Source organism: Affinundibacterium amnicola (assembly GCF_014284275.1).
GTDB lineage: Bacteria > Pseudomonadota > Gammaproteobacteria > Burkholderiales > Burkholderiaceae_D > Undibacterium > Undibacterium amnicola.
On record NZ_JACOFU010000001.1, the window covers coordinates 375,019 to 393,118 of the forward strand.

Sequence of the window (18,100 nt, forward strand, 5' to 3'; positions counted from 1 at the left end):
ATAAGCTACTTTAGTTCTGTGGCGGGTTGCGCTTTTCTATGGTTTTCTTGAGCCAGTCTGCAAATGGCGCACTCAATTGAGTCGATCCGGCGTCATTTTCGGGCAGTGCCTGTTTAGGCATCGTTGAGAGTGTATTGATCTGTTGTGCGGTGACACCCAGAACCAACCATTGATCTGCAACTTCAATCACCATGACTCGTTCACGATTTCCTAAACTAATACCGCCGATAATTTTGACGGGTAACTTGTGTCCACTTGCGATAGGTCCAACACGTTTCACTAACCACGCAAACAACAGCATAATTGCGATCACAAAAGCCAATGCCAGGAAGATCTGTAATAAACCTGTGCTGGCAGAAACAGATGCTGGCGATGATTGCGCTTGTACCTGATTGCTCCATATGGATGCGGATAGAGCCAATAATTTAATAGGTAAGGTCGCCAAAGCAGCTGATGATTTAAACATATTGTGCATTATTTGTTCAGCTTACGAATGCGTTCGGCTGGCGTGACGATATCTGTTAAACGAATACCAAATTTATCGTTAACCACGACCACTTCACCTTGCGCAATTAAGCAGCCATTGACTAACACATCCATTGGTTCACCCGCCATGCCGTCAAGTTCGACCACGGAACCCTGTGCTAATTGCAGTAAATTCTTGATCGCGATTTTTGTACGCCCAAGTTCGACGGTCAGTTGTACAGGAATATCGAGAATAAAGTCGATATCATTATGTGTTTGAGTCGGTGGGCTTTTACCAAACTCCTGAAACATGCTCGCGCCAGACTGTACAGCTGGTGCGGGTTGTGCTGCGGCCGTCGCAGCCCGAGCGGCAGCTTCTGCATCCGCTTTTTCTTGTTCAGCAATCGCGGCACCCCAATCGTCTTCACTAATAGGGCTATCGTTATTGTCATCCATTGTTTTCTCCATTGAGCGACTCATGCGCTATATCATTGACACTGGAACCCAGCATTTTGTCGACACGCAATGCATATTGCCCATTGAATAGACCATATTTACATTCCATGACGGGGGTACCGTCTACTTTTGCTGAAATAATGTCTGGAACAGAAATGGGAATGACATCGCCCACTTTCATATTCAAGATGTCACCTAAGGACATTCTGGTAGTGCCTAAATCCGCGACGATTTCTACTTCAGCAATCTGGATTTGCTGGGTCATTAAGCGCACCCAGCGTTTATCAATTTCTAAAGTCTCGCCTTGCAGACTACTCGTTAATAAATCACGTATTGGTTCTATCATTGAGTAGGGCATACACATATGCATTTCACCGCTGACTGGACCTAATTCAATGGTAAATGTGGTGGATACGACGACTTCATTTGGTGTCGCAATATTTGCAAACTGTGTGTTCATTTCTGAACGTATATACTCAAACTGAACTGGATAGACTGGCTCCCATGATTTTGCATAAGTCTCGTAAATGATTTCCAAAATTCTTTGAATAATTCTTTGCTCAGTTTGGGTGAAATCGCGTCCTTCAACACGTGTGTGAAAGCGGCCATCACCACCAAATAAATTATCGACCAATAGAAAAACTAAACCTGGATCCAACACAATTAATGAAGTTCCGCGTAGCGGTTTCATATGGGTGAGATTCAAATTAGTCGGTACCACCAGATTACGAATAAATTCACTATATTTTGACACTTTCACAGTGCCGACAGAGACCTCTGCGCTGCGACGAAGAAAGTTAAACAGACCTATCCGTAGTAGTCTGGCAAATCGTTCATTGATAATTTCCAAGGTCGGCATGCGACCACGAACAATACGTTCCTGGGTCGCCAGATTGTACGGCCGGACGCCAGAGGTATCTTCATTCGCCTCTGATTCGTCTTGATCGCCGGTGACACCCTTTAAAAGGGCATCAACTTCTTCTTGTGAAAGGAAATTATCAGACACGGTTTTTATTGAACAACAAAAGAGGTAAAGAATACGCCACTGACTTTCTGTGGCTCACCTTTCGGAACAAACGGCAAATTGACCTGTTCAGTAATTTCTTTAATTAATTCGTCTTTACCTTCAGGCGTTAATAAACCTTCTGCATTTTTGCTCGATAACAGCATAATCAGTCGGCTCTTAACCTGCGGCAAATTCGCTTTAATCACATTGACCTGTGCTTCATCTTCGACCTGTAAAGTCATTTGCACTTGTAAATATTTTTCACCGAGCTCCGATTGAAGATTCACTACGAAGGGCTCTAATGGCAAAAAGACTGGTGCTTTTGCGACTTCTGTCTTTTCTTCTTTCGCTGGTTTCTTCTTAGATAAGAACATTGCGGCACCTCCGCCGACACCACCTAAAAGAAGTACGGCGGCTGCGATCATGATGATTAACTTCTTTTTAGATTTGCCAGCTGGCGCGTCTGTTGGTTTTTCTGGTGCTTTTGACATATTGATTTCTCACCGATTCTGATTGTGTTTCTTATTGAAAAAAATTATCGCGCATTTGGTTTGAATTTGATCTTTGAAATAGAGCCAGATTTATTGCTTAACTCTACTTTTTTGATTCTATTCAATCCCTGATGATCCTAGCGGTATCCATTGGATTTACTTTGATTATTTAGCGCCATGATGCAATCGTTTGACCTGACATTCAATACGAAGTTGGCCTTCATGGCTAATTTCACTGTGGAAATATTCACGCACACAATTATAGTATCGTTTTTAAGAGCCTAGCCTAGAAAGCAATGCACGTGATGAAATTCACTGATTTTCATCACGCATAGGCAACAAAAGGCAACAATAGACAATCACTGGAGGAGGGAGCTTGCTGAAATTAAGCAAATGTGTCGACTAAGCCTAATTCCTTGCCAGTATTGCGTGCTATCAGCGACATTGCAGTGTTATCTGTTTCACTTTCGGTGCCAGATGGCATAGCTGCTTGCGAACCGCCGCCTCGGCTTGATTTCTCTGCACCAAATTGATTATGCGATTGCGCAGATTCTGCACTGACAGAAAAGCCTGACAATGAAATGCCAGCGTTATCCATCATTTCGCGTAGTTTAGGTGCAGCGGACTCAATCGCCTCTCTGACATCTAGGTGCGAGGAGACAAAACTGGCGTCGACGAAATTATCGCTAATGCTTAAAACAACCTGAACGGGTCCCAAATCGGGGGGATTTAAAGTCAGTTGAGCACTTTGTTCACCTCCTGCAACCATCCAAACTATTTTCTGGCCGATTGCCTGATCCCATCCTTTTGCGCCTACGCGTGGACCTATGTGATCGGATAGTACAGGTGCATGTATGTTTCCGATCGTCGTGTTGGCTGCTGGTGGCTGAAAATTCGTACTAGGCGTGCTGATGAATTCATTGCTGTGAACTTCATTGAGTGCCATTGAATCTTTCAACAATAAATTGTCTTGGTATTTTTGAGATGTTGGAACTTGGAATTCGGTTTGAGACTTTTCGAAGCTACCTGATGCTGAATTCGATTGTGATCTAGGTTCTGATAACCGATCTCCTAGATCAATACTATGTCCCAATGATTGGCTGATCTCAAATTGTGTAAGCGTCGACTCGTTCGAAGAAGCTACATTGGTGGTGAATTGGTTCACAATTTGGGGTGACGGCGGCCTTGGACTTAGTTGCTCCGTTACTTCTAATACGCGGTCGTTATTTTGAGAGGGAAATTTATGCTCCATTTCACCCTTTGCCCCAGCTTCTACTCCTTGGCTCATTCGCTCCGTTAAATTGAATTTATCCGTATCCAAAGAATCAACAGACGATGTTTTATCGATGGATAGAGGGAAATTTGACTTATTCTCTTGAATCGAAGATTCATTTTTATTGGCTTTGTCCATCGCAGACAGATTTAATTCAACTCCAGTTTGTTTCGTATCGGTATTAATGTTGTGATTGCTCTCTTTATCATCACTTGCAAAAGGTGGATTTGCATTGACGACATTTGATGAAAATGAAATTGGCTGTTCACCGGAATCTGTTTGGATTGATTCAATTGGATGGTGGCGTGACGTTGAGATAAAAGCATTTTGATTATTTGCATTAACAATAGTATCACTTGATGCTTGGACAGGAAGTTCGGGGGGGCGCAGTAGAGCTGACTCTTCACTCGTGATCGTATCGTTTATTCCAAATCTTTTATTGTCATCGCTCACTTTCGATCGATCGAACACTGGGGCTTTCATTTGATTGAATTCAGATTTCAAAGAAATTGCCGGTGGCGCAGATGATTCAGATACTTGGATTTCAACTTGGGCGATATTTGGGAAGTTATTGACAAAGGCGATTAACGAGCTAGTATCCCCAGGAATGATTGAAATGTCATCCTCTGGTTGAAATTCATTCTCAATAATTTGATTGAAGTCTTGGTTTCCTGAGTTATCCTTTTGATCGACACTTTTTGTGTTATTGGTTCCAGTAGCTTCGTTGGTTCTATTGATGTGCGAATTTGCCAGTTGTTCTGACGCCACTTTTTTTGTTTTTAGCGCGACTTCATTTTTCAATACTTGATTGAAAGTACTGTTGTTCTTTGATTCAATAGCCGAGCTGGATGTTTTGTTCGAGACAATCGTAGGCAGAGCTTGATTGATGGTTGGCGGGTTGGGCATGTTGTCACCTACGTTGTCGAAGTAAATCGGTTGGATTACTTTTTATAAAATAGCGTTCGTGTCGCGCGTTCGTCGGTTTGTTTTTGATCGCGCTTGTTTTCTTTTTTTAATTCAACTGCGGCATTTCTATCGATTAAAGTTTTATAAGAGAGGCGTTTTTTTTCACATTCTTGCCAAGCTTTTTTTGCGACTTCAATACGATATTCTGCATCTAAAATTATCTTTTTTTGACCGTCGACAGCTTGATCAAGTTTGACGATGAATGCGCGAAAATTGGCAAACTGCGTCACACTTAATCCTTGTTGTGCGTTTGACTGTAGTCGACCTTCATAATCGTCTCGATACTGATGTAGTAGCTTGAGCTGTTCGTTAGCATCATCTCTCGCCTTAATCATCCGACCTAAATTTTTGGCTGCGTTTTCGACATCGTTTTCAGCTAATTCGATTAATGTTGTTAATGCTGAGCTAGCCATAATCTTTTTTACCTTGTATCCATTTTACGGAATACCGACTTTTTTTAAACGTCGAATAGAGCGGAAAGACCCGCTAAGCTCTCGGTTATGGATGATTTTTCAGTGATTTCTTGCTGTAGAAAAGCTTGTATTTGTGGATACTTTCTAATTGCCTCATCTAATATAGGATCTGATCCGGCAGAGTAGGCGCCAACATTAATTAAGTCTCGACTACGTTCGTAACGTGAATAAAGTTGTTTAAGTTTTCGCGACAATCTTTGATGATCTGGCGATGTAATACCATGCATCGCCCGGCTAATCGATTGTTCGATATCAATCGCCGGGTAATGACCGCTTTCTGCCAAGGTTCGGTTGAGTACGATGTGTCCGTCCAAAATTGCTCGTGCGGCATCGGCAATAGGATCTTGTTGATCGTCACCTTCGGTTAATACGGTGTAAAAAGCAGTAATCGAACCACCACCAAGTCGACCATTACCAGCACGTTCGACCAGAATTGGTAACTTAGCAAATACCGAAGGTGGATATCCTTTCGTTGCGGGCGGCTCACCAATGGCGAGCGCAATCTCACGTTGTGCCATCGCGTAGCGAGTTAATGAGTCCATGATTAACAAGACATTTTTGTCCTGATCTCGAAAGTATTCAGCGATCGTGGTCGCATATGCAGCGCCTTGCATCCGCATCAAAGGAGGGGCATCAGCAGGTGCCGCAACGACAACAGAACGAGCTAATCCTTCCTCGCCTAGGATTTCTTCAATGAATTCTTTTACCTCGCGACCCCGTTCGCCAATTAATCCGACCACAATCACATCTGCCGTCGTGTAGCGCGCCATCATTCCTAGCAAAACACTTTTGCCTACGCCAGATCCAGCGAACAAACCTAGTCGTTGGCCGCGTCCCACTGTCAGCATGCTATTAATTGCTCTGACGCCGACATCGAGTTTCTCTTTAATTGGAGCGCGAGATAGCGGATTGTAGATTCTTGCTCCCAAGGGCGCGGTGGCGCGGCAAATCAGCGGGCCTAGGGAATCTAAGGGACGTCCGTTAGCATCTAGCACACGACCGAGTAATTCTTCGCCAACTGGAAGATGTTTGGTTCTGTCGGTATTTCGTCGATGTGGCGTATTATCGTCAGCACTTGCTTGTGCGACGACAGGAAATACAGGGGCACCAGGAATGACGCCATCCAAGTCACTTTGGGGCATTAAAAATAGACGATCACCATCAAAACCAACAACTTCTGCCTCAATCTTTACACCATTTTGCAGATGGATCAGACAGGCACTGCCGACTGGCAATTTGATGCCCACCGCCTCCATCACCAAGCCGGTGACTTTGACAATGCGACCAGAAATATTCTCGCTCTTGATGTGCGAAATACTTTTCGCACTTGCGATAAACTGATCTTTCCAACGTTGCGGAGTAAGCGTGTCATTCATGTTGCAATGTGGTCGTTACCTGGATGGTTTAGTGCCTCAGTTAAGCGCGTCCAACGTGTTTCATAGGTGGCATCGATCAAGTTTTGTGCCGTTTCAATTCGACAGCCGCCACGCGTCAAATGGCTATCTTGAATTAATCGCCAACCATCTTTTTCAAGTTCTGTGCCCATCAATTCTTTTAACAAGCGAAGATCTTCCGGATGCAAAAATATTTGTGCCGGCTGATGAATTGCTGGCAGCATTTCTATCGATTCTTTCACGATCTCTAAAATAGCGTCAGACTCATGTGCGAATTTGTGCTTGGTCATCGCGCTCGCCAAATCGACTGCCAAACGAATCAAGTCATTGCCAATATCATTGTGTGCTCTCGACAACTGCTCTTTGAAATTATCTTTGAGTTGTTCTAGGGGTTCTAAAATTTTAGCCGCTTGTTCTAGCATGTCGTGCGTGCCAGCAGCTTGTCCTTCTTGATAGCCCACTGCATAGGCTTCTTTGTAGGCCGCCGTGTATGCTTCATTTCTTGCTTGTTCTTTGATGGCAGCAAGTTCAGTTTGCGTGATTCTTTCTGCTTCTGCTGCGCGCTCGATATGTGAAGGGCGAAGATCGCCAAAGGAAGTCATTTCCCAGCGTTGGAATGCGGTTAACTTCTCTTTTGGGATCACACTAGACATAGGAATCTTCGCCTTTTGCGCCTAACATAATCTGACCTTCGTCGGCAAGCCTGCGGACAATGAGTAAAATTTGTTTTTGTTGTGCTTCGACTTCGGACAAGCGCACAGGACCCTTGGATTCGAGATCTTCACGCATCATTTCGGCGGCACGTTGTGACATGTTTTTGAAGATTTTTTCACGCATATCGGCATTCGCTCCCTTCAATGCAATGATTAAGGAGTCCGATTGAACTTCACGTAAAAGTAATTGGATTCCTCTGTCATCAATTTCGAGAATATTGTCAAAGACGAACATCTCATCCATGATTTTCTCAGCCATGTCACCATCATATTTGCGTAAATTTTCCATGATCGATGTTTCATTTTCACCGCTCATGAAATTGAGAATTTCAGCGGCTGCTCTTACACCACCGATAGACTTCTTCTTCAGACTTTCGTTGCCTGTCAATAATTTCGTTAATACGTCATTTAGTTCACGTAAGGCAGTAGGTTGAATGCCATCTAAAGTCGCGATTCTTAGTACCGCATCATTACGTAAACGTTCGCTGAAATTATTCAGAATTTCACTAGCTTGATCACTTTCTAGGTGGACTAAAATAGTAGCGATAATCTGGGGATGTTCATTTTTAATCAATTCAGCAACTGAAGCAGAATCCATCCATTTTAAACTTTCGATGCCGCTCGCATCTTTCCCGCCCAAAATCCGATTGAGCAAAGAAGAGGCTTTATCATCACCAAGTGCTTTGGTTAACACGTTGCGAATGTATTCATCAGAATCGAGTCCAACTGATGAGCTCAGATCTGCCTCTGATTTAAAATCTTCTAATACTTTAGCGATGGATTCGTGTGGGATCGCGCCAATCGACGCCATCGCTGCGCCGATTTTTTGCACTTCTCGCGGGCCGAGGTGTTTCATCACTTCAGCCGCACCATCTTCACCCAAAGCAAGCATTAAAGTTGCTGCTTTTTGTACGCCGTCTTCACTCATTGCTCACCCAAGATTTAATGACGTTGGCTACGATTTTTGGATCGCTGGAGGCCAATTGTTTGGCCATGTCCATGTTTGCTTCGTAGCTTGAATAATGTTGTTTACTTTTTGCTTCTGCCTCACCGTTAATGTTCACGATAGCAGCTTCTTCCTCTTCAATTCTTTTCTTTTCCTCTTCTTCCTCTTCCTTGCGCAGACGCTCTTTTTCTTTTTTGATCGATGCGGCATCTTTGCCCATGAGCTTGTTGAGCGTCGGTTTTAGGTAGCCAAAGAAAAGATACAGTAACAATAAACCACCAACCACATATTTTCCAATTTCTTTTGCGGTTTGAAGTACATCCGCTTGCTTCCATAACGGAATATCTTCGGCTGTTACTTTTTCAGGCGTTGCAAATGGGCTGTTCACCACATTTAAAGTGTCGCCACGTTCTTTACTAAATCCCATCGCCTCGCGTGCCAAATCAATAATTTGATTTTTCTCCACTTCGGTGAGTGCTCGCGTAATTGTTTTGCCTGATTTGTCAGTCTCCGTTTTATAGTTGACTACGACGGCAACCGACAAGCGTTTTAACCCACCCATCGCTTGTTGTGTATAACGTATGGTCTTATCAACCTCGTAATTAAGAGTCGCATCTTTCTGGGTTAAACCATTGTTAGCCGCATTTGCTTGCGCATCATTGGCATTCGCGGCAGCGGTGATTGGTGCTGTTGCTGGTACGGGTGGCTGATTACTTAAGGCACCAGGAATACCGGAGGCATTTGCTGGTTTTCCATAGCTTTCACTAGTTTGTTGACTGCGAATAGTTGTCGCTTCTGGTGGTGAATTAGGGCGATAACTTTCGGCTGCTTGTTCACTACGTGAGAAGTCGATATCTGCAGTTGCTTCAGCGCGAACGTTTTGAATGCCGACAATTGGAGAAATAATTGATTCCACTTTTTTCACAACGCTCTGTTGAAACTCTTGGACGTATTTGAGTTGTGAAGGATCGAGATTGTTGGTCGCTGTTTGTTTACTTGGATCAGACAGTAAATTGCCATTCTGATCAATAATAGTCACGTTCTTTGCAGGTAATTCAGGAATGCTGCTGGCAACCAGATGAATGATTGCACTTACTTGTTGTTGATCAAGCACCCGACTTGGGTAAAGGTTTAATAGTACAGAGGCAGTTGGCTTTTGTTGTTCTCTTACAAAAACCGATGCTTTGGGAATAGCCAGATGAACGCGGGCTGTTTGTACTGCAGAGACAGCTTGAATTGAACGCGCTAATTCGCCTTCAAGTGCGCGTTGAAAATTAACTTGCTCTAAAAATTGAGAGATGCCGAGTTTTTGATTTTCCATTAACTCGAAGCCCACATTACCGCCTTTAGGTAAGCCTTGCGATGCTAGTTTTAAACGTGCATCATGAACTTGGTTTGCGGGTACCAGAATGGCGCTGCCACCTTCTGAATATTTGTAGGGAATATTGAGTTGCTGTAAGGACGCGACAATGGCACCGCCATCTCGGTCATTGAAGTTAGAAAAAAGTACGCGATAGTCTGGTGCCTGACTCCATAACCACACGCCAACCATAATCGCGATGGTGAGCGCAGCACCAACCGCTAATGCGATGGTCCGAACGGCTGGCGTTTGTGGAATGCCAAATACGACCGGTACTTGTGGTCCGTCTAGTGTTGCATCATTTGCGGTTGCCATTGTTGCCCCCGTAACTATCGCTATGTTGATTTCGTTCTTGCTGAAGCATTTTCTTCCCCGTGAAGGTTTTTTCCTTGCTAGCAATTGTGCTACAGACCGATGAATTCAAACGCTAGAAAAACGTGGGATTCACCTCTCTAATCGTGTCTAAGCTTTTTTTGACAACTGATATTCTTGCGCTATCTGAAGATGCGGAGAGCTAACGTGAATATTGGTGGAATTGATAAAAGCCGAATTGATGCGATGGTGGCACAGTTAAGAGCCGCCTCGGCGAAGATGGAAAATGTGGCGCCAAATCCAGTTGTCGGAAGTGCTGTCGGAACGCCGAAGTTGGATTTTGCTGATGCGCTAAAATCTTCGTTAGAACAGGTGAGTGCAGCACAAAGTGCTTCGCAAGCTTTGGGTAAACGATTTGCGATGGGGGACGACAGTGTCAATATGTCGGACATGATGATTTCCATGCAAAAAGCGAGCATTTCGTTCCAAGCAACCGTGCAAGTGCGAAATAAGTTGATCTCAGCCTATCAGGACATTATGAATATGCAAATATAGGCTGCGATAGATAGGCTGAAATATGCGAATGCTAAATTGCTGAAAACGCCGCGATAAAATATTAGATGCCAGTCATTTTGGCATTTCGTTCGCGCTCTAATTTCATAATATATCGTTGCACTGCGGTTAAAGTGCGATTGGATAAATTGAGAAATGCGCAGCCTATCCGGCGTGTTGTTTTCCCGTTTAGCAGAGTTAACTCTTGCGAATTACGGATTTGTAAACTCAGATCAATTACCCCAATGCCGGGGACATCGATTTGGCAGAGTTCATAACTCGTGCCAATTGCGAGATTCACTAAATTACGATCATCTAAGATGGCGATTCCGCCACAGCTAATATCTACCAAAGAGAATAATTGATTCTGCTTACCCAATTCTGTCTCAATTGGTATCAGACATTTCACCGGTGTTGAAACTGGTGTATTAATTCGATAATTTTCTCTGCGTTGCAGGCGAATGACCGAAGTCGGTACTGGCATTTGCAGAGCAGGGCGACCTTCAAATTGTGTGCGTTGTAATTTTGATGATGAAAATTGAATGCTAATGCGATCAAGTAAGCCGTCAAAAAAAACACTCGAGGCTTCCACGATGCGTTGATTTGCTTCGTTCCCCGGCGCACTATCAATAATTACGGTGTTATTGCTGTCGTCAATATCCAACACCGAGGTGATGAATGCTTCGTTCCCATTGTTAATCATTAAGCTGATTAACTGAGACTTATCTCTGAATCCTTTTAGCAGAGCCAGAATTTCGCGTCTGGATTCAACTTGATAGGGACTTTGATTTTCTGTTCCTAAAGAGGGGAGCGTTAATGACATATTGCTTTATTCAGTGATAATCGGGTGAACGGGCGGCGAGACTTGTTGTTTTGTCTTTATCTCGGTTTCAATATGGTATAGCCAAGCGAGTAGTTCTGCAACAACTGTGTAGAGGGCTGGTGGGATGTTGTCGTCTAAATCAACTTTCATCAAAAGATTCACTAATTCCTTTGATTGATGAATAAAAACGCCATGCTCATTTGCTCTCGCAATGATTTCTTCGGCAACTAAGCCTTTCCCTTTCGCGACCACACGAGGTGCACCTTTATCGGCCAGATAGCTTAATGCCACTGCACTGGTGAGTGATGCCTTTTGTTCTGAGTTAGGCTTGTTCATCTTGCTTGATTTTAAAGGATTGTATAAACGTGCCAGTACTTTCAAGTGTTTGTTGAAGCGCAGGGTAGGCTGCTTGTAGTAATTCAATCGCATTTTGTTGTTGGCCTTTAATGGCCAGTTGCAATTGATTATTGCGTAGTTGCAGTTGAATATCGATATTGCCTAGGTGCGGCAATTGCAAACGCAACTGACTTTGCCAGCTCTGCGTTTCTTGTTCAGTTTGATCAGATTGGGTGTCTTGTTTTGGTGGTTTGCTGACATCCCACTCCATCGGCATGTTGGGTGCAAGTAATCCTAACCATGTGAATTTTTGCTGATCAAGAATATCCAGTTGTTGGTGAATAATTTGTGCTAAAGCGGTGTGGTTACGTTCGTCTTTGTTCATTAACACAGAGTTTTCCTGTGCTAATGCAATCTTCGCTTGAGGTTCTAATTCAATCTCAGCTTTGCTTTTCTGACCAGTTAGCCATTGTGTTATATGAGATTCGTAAAATAGGCCGCTACTGGTAATACTTTGTCGCAAGTGCGATTCTATTTGCTTCGCTATCTGTTTCTCTGGAATAATATTGGTGTCGGTCTCCAGAAGAGACGCGCTTGCTCTAATGCCGAGTTTATCTTTGGGATTATTGGTTTCTTGTAACAAGGCATTAATTAGCTGTCCAGTTGGGCTTAATTCTGTCTGAGCACTATTGTCAATGGACGTTGTGCCTAGGTATTGATTTGCAAAGTCTTTGCCTGGAACTAGCATTTGTTGCGAAGTGATTTGTGTCGTCTGGATTGATGTGGATTGGGATTGTTGATTACCACTTGCCAATGTTTGTGCGGAAGAATATTTAGAGAGCGTCACCGAGGTGGCGTCTGATTCCGAGGAGCTTGAATTTTGCTCTTCAACTCCAATTGAACTTGGCCGGAAAAGTTCAGTTGATTTTGGTTTTTTTTGAGGATCAAGTAAGGCTACCTGATTTTGTCCATCCATTAAAAACATCGGACGAGGTGTCAGGTGGAGTAGGGTTAATAGCAGTTTTTGACCGACCTGAATATTTTCAGGTAGTGCAAGACGCATTGGCGTTCCATCGATCTTTGCGATGTAACTGCCATCATTCAGCTTGGCGATGACTTCCGCTTGCAGTTGTTTGCCAACACCAAATTGACTGAGCTTTTGAACGATTTCTTGTTTAATCGCTTCCACTGCTCTCACAGCAGTAGGTCCTTCCACGCCAGTTGTTATGACCAGATTGGGATCCAAGCGTGGAAAGATACTGGACATAAATTAGCCCAATTGGTTAGCACCATAACTTTGTGATAACTTGCGAGTGGTGCCAGAACTTTTAATCAGATTTGCCAGATTTTGCATCCATGGTTCTGTGATGTCACGTATTGCCCGATCATCCGCAAGAATCTGTTTGATGATCGAGATTTTTTTTGCTCTCATTTCGCCCGGCAATTCAGTTGGACCTTCGAATTCTCTTAGCGTACTGACCTGTTTACTGCAATCACCCTCAAGTTTGGCCAATAATTCCCAATCATTGGCACGTGCCGCATCCAACATTTCTGAAGTGATATGGGCCACTTTTTCATACACGTTTAACAGTTCGAAACTATTCATGGTTTATGCCTCAAAAAAATTCGCGCGGCGTGGGGCGAGTGGGTCAAGTTGCGGTACTGGTGCTTCCTGTTTCAAATTGTTATTGTCCGGAGCAATTGCTTCCCATGACGATTTCAAATCACGCAGTAAATTTTGAACTTCTACGACACCTTCAGCTTGATTATTGATATTTGCTTGTAACAGACGATTACTCATGTACTCATACAAGGCATCCAAGCTTGTGGCAATTTCTCCACCTGCTTTTTTATCTAAACTTGCACGAAGGCCATTTTCAATAATCGCAATTGCTTTAGAAATTGAATGTCCTTTTGCGGGGATATCACTATTCTTCATGTGCTGAGTTGCGTTATTTAATGCAACGATCGCGCCGTCATACAGCATGACGATTAATTTGTGTGGGCTGGCAGAAATGACTCCAGTCTCAATGCCAACTTTTGCATAGGCATTTGCGCCATGTGAATTAGATGTGCCAAACATAAAAATCCTCAGTTATTTGGTATTGCTGCCAGTTAATGCAGAAAGTTGCTGGGTGAGAAAACTACTTGTATTGTTTAATCCGCTAATGATGGTATCTAAAGCGGTGAATTGTGCACGATAACGTGCTTCAGTGTCGATCAAACGACTATTCAATATGTCACGCTGCTTTCCGATATCTTTGATGGTTCGGTTAACACCATCGGTTGTGCTGGAAATGCTGCCACTACTTCCAAGAATGGAAGAAAACAAATTGCTTAATTGGCTAGCGTAACCTTTAGAGAAGTGGATGGTTCCGCGATCGCCAGTTGCTCCACCAGAGACGAGAATTTTTAAGCCTTCAGACGCAGAGCCGCCTGATCCAGTTAAAAATTGCCCAGACCCAACTGCCGAGACACCGTTTAACGAGCCTGTAACATTTGTGCCTGCTGTGCCGCTAGAAATAGTCCCAGTAAGTGCAGAAACTGCTGTGCCTGTGCCATTATTGAGAGAAATATTGGAAGTGCTGCCATAACTATTGGAGGTTAATTTGAGGAAGCCACCACCCGTTACTGAGGCGTTAATTTTAATGCCTGCAGCACTGAACGCTGAGGTTCCATTTATGGAGGTTTGTATTAACGTGGTCAGTTGACTTGCTGTATAACTCCCAGCAACAAGTGATACGGAAGCTGAAGTTCCATCAATTGTGACATTGATGCTGGTGCTAGGGTCGATTGTGGTATTGCCAGCATTTAAATCCAAATCACCAGTTAAGTTTCCTTGAGTCGCTAGTGCAGTCACATTTAATGCATAATTCCCTTGTGTCGTAGCACTTGTTGAAGTGCTATAGCTAACCAAGCTATCGGTTGCTTTACCAATCGTCGCAAATAATCCACTGATATCTTTGAAATTATTAGTCAATGCATTTTGCAACTTTGTGGAATCTACACTTAATGTTCCATCCTTTTGAAAGCTGATGCCAATTGATGACAGCGTTGTGATGTTTCCACCCAAGCCGTTGACCGCTGAGGATAAAGCATTTCTCACCTGACTTTGGGCACCGCGTGCGGCAGCATCACCTGTTAGTACGCCGCCTTTTTTCGTTGCCGCATCGAAGCCTGTTAGCGATTTAAATGTTGCTTGAAGATCGTTGTAGGCCTTAACAAATCCATTAATTGAATTCTGTACGCCAGAAGTATTATTACTTAAATTCAGTGTTGTGCTTCCAACTTTAGATAGCGTGATTGCGGCGCCTTGTACCGCATCGTTCACTGTATTAGAGGCGCTGGTAATATTAATACCGTTAATCGACAAATTGGCATTTTGTCCGGTGGTGGTTTCTTTTAGGTTTTGTGTTCCTGCAGGATCGTAGGACAACAAGGATTGTAGTGCGGCATCACCACTCACATCAATCTTCAGGCTAGATGTTGCACCTGTCTTGTTTGAGCTTAAAACCAAGTGATAAGGAGTGGCAGAACCGTCGCCCACAATTGACGCTGTGACACCTTTGCCTGCAGCATTAATTGCATCGCGAATGCCTTGCAATGAATTATTGGAACTATCGATGGTGACCGTTCCAATCGCTTGATCAGCGTCCTGTGCAAAGCTAGCGCCTGTGTATACACCATTTGTTAAGCTGCCACCGCTAATCGTTCCAAATTGAAATGTAATAGTCGTGCTTGCTCCGGAGCCAATTGTGTCGGTAGTACTTACCTGGCCCGCACCCGAAATCGTCTGTGCTTTTGCTAATTGCGTAACATTGATGTTGTAGTTGCCTGCGGAAGCCACACTAGTTGTGGTTGCGTTTAATATCGTCCCATCGCCAACATTTGCACTTAAATTTTGAAACGTTGATGTGCTTCCAAGTCCGACAAAGGCACTTTGAAATGAACTGAGCGCACCATTGAGTGACCCATATGCTGTGAGTTTTGCCAGATAGCTGGCTTCTTTTTTTGCAAGGGAAGTTAACGGCTGGCTTTCTACCTGCATCAGCTTGCTGATCAAGCTGTTGACATCTAGATTAGAGCCCACCCCAGTTGATTGTATGGCCACAACGTTCCCCTTTTGTAAGTATCGACACTGTACAAGTTTAACGGCAAAAGCAAATCAGACTTTAGAGGGGCATTTCCCTTTCTATTTTCATCTTGCAACACTTGTTAGCTATGAATTGCATTGATTGGTTTGCCTCAAGCACAAATCTTATGCTTCTTGCTTAATTAACAGACCTTGTAATTTATCTAAAGATTTTGCAATTTCTAAAGCTTCCACTGTGGGAATTTGCCGCAGCACTTCTCTGGTTTGCTGATCGATCACCTTGACAACGACTTCGTCAGCATCGGTATCAACCGTGAATTCAAGATTTTGAGAGCTCGCTTGAATTGTTTTGTTGATGTCACTTACCGCTTTATTAATTTCACTTGTGCTTGGTGACTTGGCGGCCTGCGTAAGTGCAACTGCCGTTTGTGCCCCTGTGGAATTTTGCGTGTTAGCGACCGACGGAGAAGGTGGTGGTGGGAGTTTTTCTGCGATCAATGATCCAGACGGCGAATTTCTGCCTATCGATTGAATGTCCATGATCTTTCCTTTAAGTAAAATTCCCCTGACCAAAAAAGTTTGGGCAGGGGACAGTCTACATCAGAGAATAATGTGGTGAACTACATTATTGTTTAACCTCTTAACAGTGCCAACACGCCTTGTGGTAATGCGTTTGCCTGTGCCAAGATCGCTGTACCTGCTTGTTGCAATACTTGACCACGAGTCAGTGTTGCTGTTTCTGAAGCAAAGTCTGCGTCACGGATACGGCTACGTGATGCTGATAAGTTTTCAGAATTTGTCTGCAAGCTTGCAACTGCTGAAGAGAAACGATTTTGGTAAGCACCTAAGGATGCACGTGAGCTGTTAATTGACTGCAGTGCGGCATCGATGGTGGTTAATGCCGCCGTCGCCCCCGCTGCTGTACCCAAATTCAGTGAAGAAACACCTGCGCCAACAGTCGTTGTTGCCGAAGTAAATCCACCAGTTAAGTTAGCTGCAGTCAAACCAGTACCTGTACCGTTTGCTAATGTAATACCAGCAGAGCTGGATGATGATAAGCTCAAGGTAGAAGTTGAGACGTCAGTTGCACCAGTAGCGGACACTGTGATACCTGTGTTTGCAGCGGCTGCAGCAGCATTGGTACTTGCAGTGACTGTGATGTTGCGACCATCAGCGGCAGCTAAAGCTACAGCGCCAGTTGTGGTATTGAACGTTGCTGTAACACCTGTTTGTGTAGCAATCGCATTAACTGCCGCAGCTACTTGAGCACCACGTTGAGCGCCAGATGTTGATGCAGACAATGCACCTAAGTTCACACCATTGATTGTGATATCGCCAGACGCAATTGCTGTTGCAGAAGTAGATGCTGTACCTGCGATGGCTGTTGCTCCAACCGTTGCTGTCACACCTGTGCTACCGCTGATTGCATTAATTGCCGCAGCTTTGGAGATACCGCTACCTGTGGAATTAGAGAAAGAAACGCCATCAGCTGCAGAAGCACCGACTTGGAAGCCGTTAATTGATAAGTCGCCAGACGCCAATGCTGTTGTTGTAACTGCACCTGCGCCAGCAACCGTTGTTGCGTAGCTAGATGATGCGCCTACACCTAAAGCAGAGGATTTTGCACTAGCAATAGAAGAGATACTGATCTGATCATTGGCTGTGCCATTTGCGCCAACTTGGAAAGTTTGTGCGGCAAAAGAACCATCTAACAAATTAACACCGTTGAAGTTCGTGTTACTTGCTACACGATTAATTTCAGAAATCAACTGAGATGCTTCATTATTCAAAGCAGCACGATCTGAAATACTATTAGAGGCATTGGCTGATTGAACTGCCAAGTCACGAATACGTTGCAAGTTTGCACCGATTTGGCTTAATGCGCCCTCAGCTGTTTGCGCTAAAGAGATACCGTCATTAGCATTACGAGCAGCTTGATTCAAACCGCCGATTTGTGAAGTCATACGTTCAGAGATCGCCAAACCTGCAGCATCGTCTTTTGCGCTGTTAATACGCAAGCCAGAAGACAAACGTTGCAAGGATGTGTTCAATGAACTTTGGGATGTCGATAAATTGCGTTGTGCATTTAAGGACGCGATGTTGGTATTGATATATGAAGCCATGATGGTTCTCCTAACTTGGTTAATTCAACTCGACGTTTAGCTTGAACTTCGGTCTGTCTTATTGACCATTGCACCGTCGTTGAATCAGGTAACGGGCGGTATTTTAAAAAATTGAGGAAATTGCTCAAAATAAATATTATTTTTTGTGCTTAAGTTTTTCTTGTTCTTCCGCTATACGGCAAGTTTTTTAAATACTTAAGGGCTAATTTGAACAAGATTTCCACTTCTTTTTAGGTAATTTACTGTTGAGTTTTATTTGTAAAATACTAAAAATAGGCAATTCTCTATTCCGTAATTAAAATTTTTATCATGTTCTGT

General features: G+C 43.7%; 19 protein-coding genes. 1 reads left to right on the forward strand and 18 read right to left on the reverse strand.

Translation table 11 applies throughout. The features are described from left to right. Positions 1–10: 10 nt before the first annotated feature. From fliO to fliF, 10 genes are all read right to left on the reverse strand, one after another. Entirely contained in the window at positions 11–466 is a 456-nt protein-coding gene (gene fliO, locus H8K33_RS01675) for a flagellar biosynthetic protein FliO (RefSeq protein ID WP_186889239.1), read from the reverse strand. Positions 467–474: 8 nt separating this feature from the next. Continuing rightward, entirely contained in the window at positions 475–921 is a 447-nt protein-coding gene (fliN, locus tag H8K33_RS01680) for a flagellar motor switch protein FliN (protein WP_186889240.1), read from the reverse strand. After that, positions 914–1,927 carry a flagellar motor switch protein FliM gene (gene fliM / locus H8K33_RS01685; RefSeq protein ID WP_186889241.1) on the reverse strand — a complete coding sequence of 338 codons (1,014 nt, stop codon included), beginning with the start codon at positions 1,925–1,927 and terminating at the stop codon, positions 914–916. Before fliM ends, fliN begins: the two co-directional genes overlap by 8 nt. 5 nt (positions 1,928–1,932) lie before the next feature. Then, positions 1,933–2,418: a flagellar basal body-associated protein FliL gene (gene fliL, locus H8K33_RS01690; RefSeq protein ID WP_186889242.1), complete on the reverse strand. Its 486-nt coding sequence runs from the start codon at positions 2,416–2,418 to the stop codon at positions 1,933–1,935. A gap of 385 nt (positions 2,419–2,803) precedes the next feature. Beyond that, positions 2,804–4,597: a flagellar hook-length control protein FliK gene (locus H8K33_RS01695; RefSeq protein WP_186889243.1), complete on the reverse strand. Its 1,794-nt coding sequence runs from the start codon at positions 4,595–4,597 to the stop codon at positions 2,804–2,806. A 35-nt stretch (positions 4,598–4,632) separates the two neighbouring features. After that, positions 4,633–5,070, reverse strand: a complete 438-nt coding sequence (gene fliJ / locus H8K33_RS01700) for a flagellar export protein FliJ (RefSeq protein WP_186889244.1) — start codon at positions 5,068–5,070, stop codon at positions 4,633–4,635. A 44-nt stretch (positions 5,071–5,114) separates the two neighbouring features. After that, positions 5,115–6,506: a flagellar protein export ATPase FliI gene (gene fliI, locus H8K33_RS01705; protein WP_186889245.1), complete on the reverse strand. Its 1,392-nt coding sequence runs from the start codon at positions 6,504–6,506 to the stop codon at positions 5,115–5,117. Beyond that, complete coding sequence (locus tag H8K33_RS01710; RefSeq protein ID WP_186889246.1) at positions 6,503–7,177, reverse strand: flagellar assembly protein FliH; 675 nt, start codon at positions 7,175–7,177, stop codon at positions 6,503–6,505. Before H8K33_RS01710 ends, fliI begins: the two co-directional genes overlap by 4 nt. Next, complete coding sequence (fliG, locus tag H8K33_RS01715; RefSeq protein ID WP_186889247.1) at positions 7,170–8,165, reverse strand: flagellar motor switch protein FliG; 996 nt, start codon at positions 8,163–8,165, stop codon at positions 7,170–7,172. Before fliG ends, H8K33_RS01710 begins: the two co-directional genes overlap by 8 nt. Next, positions 8,158–9,858: a flagellar basal-body MS-ring/collar protein FliF gene (gene fliF, locus H8K33_RS01720; protein ID WP_186889248.1), complete on the reverse strand. Its 1,701-nt coding sequence runs from the start codon at positions 9,856–9,858 to the stop codon at positions 8,158–8,160. The genes fliG and fliF overlap by 8 nt, the downstream gene beginning before the upstream one ends. A gap of 204 nt (positions 9,859–10,062) precedes the next feature. Between fliF and fliE the strand changes: the two genes are divergently transcribed. Next, positions 10,063–10,410 (forward strand): flagellar hook-basal body complex protein FliE, encoded by a 348-nt coding sequence (gene fliE / locus H8K33_RS01725; protein ID WP_186889249.1) that lies wholly within the window; start codon positions 10,063–10,065, stop codon positions 10,408–10,410. Positions 10,411–10,471: 61 nt separating this feature from the next. Here the strand turns inward: fliE and H8K33_RS01730 are convergent, their stop codons facing one another. From H8K33_RS01730 to H8K33_RS01765, 8 genes are all read right to left on the reverse strand, one after another. Further along, positions 10,472–11,230: a flagellar brake protein gene (locus H8K33_RS01730; RefSeq protein ID WP_186889250.1), complete on the reverse strand. Its 759-nt coding sequence runs from the start codon at positions 11,228–11,230 to the stop codon at positions 10,472–10,474. A gap of 6 nt (positions 11,231–11,236) precedes the next feature. Beyond that, complete coding sequence (locus H8K33_RS01735) at positions 11,237–11,566, reverse strand: EscU/YscU/HrcU family type III secretion system export apparatus switch protein (RefSeq protein WP_186889251.1); 330 nt, start codon at positions 11,564–11,566, stop codon at positions 11,237–11,239. Beyond that, a complete protein-coding gene (gene fliK / locus H8K33_RS01740; RefSeq protein ID WP_186889252.1) occupies positions 11,553–12,833 on the reverse strand; it encodes a flagellar hook-length control protein FliK in 1,281 nt (426 codons plus the stop codon). Before fliK ends, H8K33_RS01735 begins: the two co-directional genes overlap by 14 nt. 3 nt (positions 12,834–12,836) lie before the next feature. After that, entirely contained in the window at positions 12,837–13,172 is a 336-nt protein-coding gene (locus H8K33_RS01745; RefSeq protein ID WP_186889253.1) for a flagellar protein FliT, read from the reverse strand. Between the two features lie 3 nt (positions 13,173–13,175). Next, entirely contained in the window at positions 13,176–13,649 is a 474-nt protein-coding gene (fliS, locus tag H8K33_RS01750) for a flagellar export chaperone FliS (RefSeq protein WP_186889254.1), read from the reverse strand. 12 nt (positions 13,650–13,661) lie between these two features. Next, a complete protein-coding gene (gene fliD, locus H8K33_RS01755; protein ID WP_186889255.1) occupies positions 13,662–15,677 on the reverse strand; it encodes a flagellar filament capping protein FliD in 2,016 nt (671 codons plus the stop codon). A 147-nt stretch (positions 15,678–15,824) separates the two neighbouring features. Beyond that, positions 15,825–16,199 (reverse strand): flagellar protein FlaG, encoded by a 375-nt coding sequence (locus H8K33_RS01760; protein WP_186889256.1) that lies wholly within the window; start codon positions 16,197–16,199, stop codon positions 15,825–15,827. A 92-nt stretch (positions 16,200–16,291) separates the two neighbouring features. After that, a complete protein-coding gene (locus tag H8K33_RS01765) occupies positions 16,292–17,782 on the reverse strand; it encodes a flagellin N-terminal helical domain-containing protein (protein WP_186889257.1) in 1,491 nt (496 codons plus the stop codon). Positions 17,783–18,100: the final 318 nt, after the last annotated feature.

What these genes read in the sequence shown, in the direction of transcription:
- H8K33_RS01765 (WP_186889257.1), bottom strand. Translation starts at nt 17,782, where the DNA reads ATGGCTTCATATATCAATACCAACATCGCGTCCTTAAATGCACAACGC.
- fliS (WP_186889254.1), bottom strand. Translation starts at nt 13,649, where the DNA reads ATGTTTGGCACATCTAATTCACATGGCGCAAATGCCTATGCAAAAGTT.
- H8K33_RS01695 (WP_186889243.1), bottom strand. Translation starts at nt 4,597, where the DNA reads ATGCCCAACCCGCCAACCATCAATCAAGCTCTGCCTACGATTGTCTCG.
- fliI (WP_186889245.1), bottom strand. Translation starts at nt 6,506, where the DNA reads ATGAATGACACGCTTACTCCGCAACGTTGGAAAGATCAGTTTATCGCA.
- fliN (WP_186889240.1), bottom strand. Translation starts at nt 921, where the DNA reads ATGGATGACAATAACGATAGCCCTATTAGTGAAGACGATTGGGGTGCC.
- fliL (WP_186889242.1), bottom strand. Translation starts at nt 2,418, where the DNA reads ATGTCAAAAGCACCAGAAAAACCAACAGACGCGCCAGCTGGCAAATCT.
- H8K33_RS01730 (WP_186889250.1), bottom strand. Translation starts at nt 11,230, where the DNA reads ATGTCATTAACGCTCCCCTCTTTAGGAACAGAAAATCAAAGTCCCTAT.
- fliO (WP_186889239.1), bottom strand. Translation starts at nt 466, where the DNA reads ATGTTTAAATCATCAGCTGCTTTGGCGACCTTACCTATTAAATTATTG.
- H8K33_RS01735 (WP_186889251.1), bottom strand. Translation starts at nt 11,566, where the DNA reads ATGAACAAGCCTAACTCAGAACAAAAGGCATCACTCACCAGTGCAGTG.
- H8K33_RS01745 (WP_186889253.1), bottom strand. Translation starts at nt 13,172, where the DNA reads ATGAATAGTTTCGAACTGTTAAACGTGTATGAAAAAGTGGCCCATATC.
- fliJ (WP_186889244.1), bottom strand. Translation starts at nt 5,070, where the DNA reads ATGGCTAGCTCAGCATTAACAACATTAATCGAATTAGCTGAAAACGAT.
- H8K33_RS01710 (WP_186889246.1), bottom strand. Translation starts at nt 7,177, where the DNA reads ATGTCTAGTGTGATCCCAAAAGAGAAGTTAACCGCATTCCAACGCTGG.
- H8K33_RS01760 (WP_186889256.1), bottom strand. Translation starts at nt 16,199, where the DNA reads ATGGACATTCAATCGATAGGCAGAAATTCGCCGTCTGGATCATTGATC.
- fliG (WP_186889247.1), bottom strand. Translation starts at nt 8,165, where the DNA reads ATGAGTGAAGACGGCGTACAAAAAGCAGCAACTTTAATGCTTGCTTTG.
- fliK (WP_186889252.1), bottom strand. Translation starts at nt 12,833, where the DNA reads ATGTCCAGTATCTTTCCACGCTTGGATCCCAATCTGGTCATAACAACT.
- fliF (WP_186889248.1), bottom strand. Translation starts at nt 9,858, where the DNA reads ATGGCAACCGCAAATGATGCAACACTAGACGGACCACAAGTACCGGTC.